The 4,441-nt window shown below is 20.4% G+C and carries 3 protein-coding genes; 2 read left to right on the plus strand and 1 reads right to left on the minus strand.

From position 1 onward, the window contains the following. A partial coding sequence (locus GJT96_RS02345) for an Hsp70 family protein (RefSeq protein WP_247646100.1) occupies nt 1-162 on the minus strand: 162 nt, incomplete at its 3' end. 334 nt (nt 163-496) lie between these two features. Here GJT96_RS02345 and GJT96_RS00770 point away from each other — a divergent pair. Continuing rightward, on the plus strand, nt 497-1,978 hold the full coding sequence (locus GJT96_RS00770; RefSeq protein ID WP_169780346.1) for a leucyl aminopeptidase: 1,482 nt from the start codon (nt 497-499) through the stop codon (nt 1,976-1,978). 39 nt (nt 1,979-2,017) lie between these two features. Then, nucleotides 2,018-4,441, plus strand: a 2,424-nt coding sequence (locus tag GJT96_RS00775; protein WP_169780347.1) for a valine--tRNA ligase, incomplete at its 3' end; no start/stop codon positions are given.

A 4,441-nucleotide genomic window follows, 5' to 3' on the forward strand; every position in this document is an offset into this window, starting at 1 on the left:
CGCTGGTTGTCCTACTAAAATTTCTCCAGTCTGTGTATAAGCAATTACAGAAGGAGTAGTTCTATCTCCTTCAGCATTTTCTAAAACTCTAGGTTTATTTCCATCTATGACTGCTACACAAGAATTAGTAGTACCTAAATCAATACCTATTATTTTATTCATATTAAAATTTCCTATACATTTGTTTACTATTTACGTTATTAAACTTAATATACAAAAATATCTAATAATTTGTATAAATAAAAATCCCTAATGAAAAGGAAAATGGGGCCACATATTGATGCATCAAGGGGGGAATTTTATTTTTTTTAAAAAAAATTTGTAATATTTTAAAATTTCGAAATGTTTTTTAATTATTAATTATAAATTATTTATAAAACATTTTTGATAAACATATATTTTTTATATAATATTATTCATTATACATCATAATTTAAACAAAAATCAAATTATAATATATTTTATTAAAATGATTTTTTATTATAAGGAATAAAAGATGGAATATATAATAGATAAAATAATTTTTCCAAACAATAATTTACTAGATTGTATAGTAATACCGATATATGAAACATATAAACTTTCTAAAATTGCAAAAAATATAAATCAAATATCTAATAATTACATATTAAATATTTTAAAAGAAAATAATATACAAGGTAAAATTAATCAAAACATCATTTTATATAATATTCCTAATATTTTATGCAAAAAATTTTTAATTATTGGTTGTGGTATTAAGAATAAACTTAATAGAGATAAAAATAAGTTAATTATATATAATACTATTAATATATTAAAAAAAATTTTTGTTAAAGAAATTAATTGGTATCTTACAGATATAAAAGTTAATAATCTTAATTTATATTGGCATATAAGAGATACTATAGATGTAATTGAACATAATACTTATAAATTTAATAGATTTAAAAAAAATAAATCTTTTTTTAAAACAAAAATAAAATTTATTATTACTAATAATAATGATAATATTTACCGTACTGCTATTAAACATTCTAAAGCTATTAATTTAGGTATAGAAAAGGCTAAAGATTTAGCTAATTTACCTCCAAATATATGTACTCCTGAGTATTTATCAAAAAAATCAAAAAAATTAACAAAAAAATATAAAAATATTTCTGTAGATATTTTAAATATAGAAGATATCAGAAAAATAGGTATGAATGCTTACTTAACAGTAAGTAAAGGATCAAAAAATAAACCTTTTATATCAATAATAAAATATCAAAATAATAGTAAACTACAACCTATAGTATTATTAGGTAAAGGAATTACTTTTGATTCAGGTGGATTATCTTTAAAACCAAGTACTAATATGGGAGAAATGAAATACGATATGTGTGGTGCAGCTGCAGTATATGGTACTATGTATGCAATAGCTGAATTACAAATTCCTATAAATATTATAGGAATTTTAGCAGGATGTGAAAATATGCCAGGTAGTAATGCATATAGACCTGGTGATATTATAAAAACATTATCTGGAATAACTGTAGAAATTACGAATACAGATGCAGAAGGACGTTTAATTTTATGTGATATATTAACTTATATTGAAAAATATAATCCTAAATATGTAATTGATATAGCTACTTTAACAGGTGCTTGTGTTATTGCATTAGGTAATAATATAAGTGGTTTAATGTCTAATGATAAAATTTTATCTAATAAAATTATAAAAGCTTCACTAGAAGCAGATGATCGTGTTTGGGAATTACCAACTAATGATATTAGTTACTTTAATCAATTAAAATCTAATTTTGCTGATTTAATTAATAGTAGTAGTAATATTGCAGGAGCAATTACTGGAGCTTGTTTTTTATCTAAATTTACTAAAAAATATAATTGGGCTCATATAGATATAGCTGGTACAGCATGGTATTACATAAATAATAAAACTCTGGCTACAGGAAGACCAATTAATATGTTAAGTCAATTTTTAATTAATCAGATATAATAATTACATAAATTTTATTTATATAGGATATTTTTTATTATGGAAAAAATATATAATTCAAAAATGTTTGAACAAAAAATTTATAATTATTGGGAAAATAATAATTTTTTAAAAAATAATTTTGATAATTCTAAAAAATGTTTTTCTATTATGGTTCCTCCACCTAATATTACAGGTTATTTACATATAGGACATGCATTACAATATACATTAATTGACATTTTAGTACGTTATCATAGAATGTTAGGGGAAAATATATTATGTCAAGTAGGGATAGATCATGCTGGTATTGCTACTCAAAATTTAATAGAACAAAAAATTTTTAATAAAATTGGAAAAACAAAAAATTTTTATAGTAAAAAATTTTTATTAGATAATATTTGGAGATGGAAAAATAAATATTGTAAAATTATTTATAATCAAATGAAACGTTTGGGTTTATCTACAGATTGGGGAAAAACAAGATTTACAATGGATAAAAAATTTCTTAAATCTGTAAAAAAAATTTTTATCATTCTTTATAATAAAGGTTTAATTTATAAAAAAAAAAGATTAATACATTGGGATTTAAAACTTAAAACCGTAATATCAGATCTAGAAGTAGAACATAAAAAAATTAAAACAAAATTATGGTATATAAAATATTTACTCACTGATAAAACTTTAACTTTAGATAAAAAAAATTATTTAACAGTAGCTACAACTAGACCTGAAACATTATTAGCAGATATTGCTATAGCTGTTAATCCATTAGATAAAAGATTTAATAATTTAATTGGTAAATTTGTATTTGTTCCTATAATACATCGTAAAATACCTATTATTGCTGATAGTTATGCTAAAATTACAAAAGGTACAGGATGTGTAAAAATTAGTCCTGCTCATGATTTTAATGACTATGAAGTAGCAATTAAACATAATTTACCTTTAATTAATATTTTAGATCTTAATGGAAATATTTTAACAACTTATCAGATATTAGGTAATAAAAAAAACATCATAAATTTTAATAAAAATATTCCTGAAAATTTACAAAAATTAAATTTTATTAAAGCAAGAAAGATTATAATAAATAAATTAATTAATAAAGGATTGTTAGATAAATATAAAATTAAATATACATTATTTCCTTTTAGTATTAGAAGTAATACTATTACTATCCCTATGTTAACTGATCAATGGTATTTAAAAACTAAAATTATATCTCAAGAAGCAATTAATGCAGTAAAAAATAAACAAATAATATTTTTTCCTAAAAAATATGAAAATATGTTTTATGCATGGATGAATAATATTCAAGACTGGTGCATATCTCGTCAATTATTATGGGGACATAAAATACCAGCATGGTACGATATAAAAAATAATATTTATGTAGGAAATAATGAAAAAGAAATTAGAAAAAAATATAATTTAGATAAAAATATTACTTTAATACAAGATAATGATGTACTAGATACTTGGTTTTCTTCTAGTTTATGGACATTTATTACTTTAGATTGGCCTAATAATAAAAATTTTTTTTTATTTCATCCTACTAATGTTATTATAAGTGGTTTTGATATCATATTTTTTTGGATATCTAGAATGATAATGATGACAATGTATTTTGTCAAAAATAAAAATAATGTATCTCAAATACCTTTTAAAAATATTTTTTTAACAGGATTAATAAGAGATAATAAAGGTAATAAAATGTCAAAATCTCAAGGTAATGTAATTAATCCTATGTGTTTTATTGAAGGTGATTCTTATACAAAAACGATAAAAAAATTTAAAAATAATTTATTTGTAAATAATAAAATATATGGAGCAGATGCTTTAAGATTTACATTAGCTGCATTATCATCTACAGGTCGAGATATTTATTGGGATTTAACAAGATTAGAAGGTTATCGAAATTTTTGTAATAAAATTTGGAATGCAAGTATATTTATTTTAAAAAATATAAAATATGATTTTATAAAAACAAAAAAAAAATTATCTATTATAGATAGATGGATTTGGTCTGAATATTATTTAGTTGTTAAAAATTATACAAAAGCAATAAATAAATATCGTTTTGATAATGCAGCTAATATTTTATATAGTTTTATATGGAATAAATTTTGTGATTGGTATTTAGAATATAGTAAAATAATTTTTCAAGAGAATGATCAATTAAAATATATTGGCACACATTATACATTATATAATCTTTTTGAATCTTTATTAAGATTATCACATCCAATAATTCCATTTATTACTGAAGTAATATGGCAAAAAATAGTTCCAAATACAAAAAATAAAAATAGTATTATGATTCAATCTTTTCCTAACATTAATAATATTTTTATAGAAAAAAATATTATAAATATTTTTAATACATTTATTAATATAGTCACTATTATTCGTAATTATCGAGCAGAAATGAATATTAAAAATAATATAAAAATTGATTTATATATAAAAAATATAGATAAT

Source organism: Enterobacteriaceae endosymbiont of Donacia piscatrix (assembly GCF_012569525.1).
GTDB lineage: Bacteria > Pseudomonadota > Gammaproteobacteria > Enterobacterales > Enterobacteriaceae.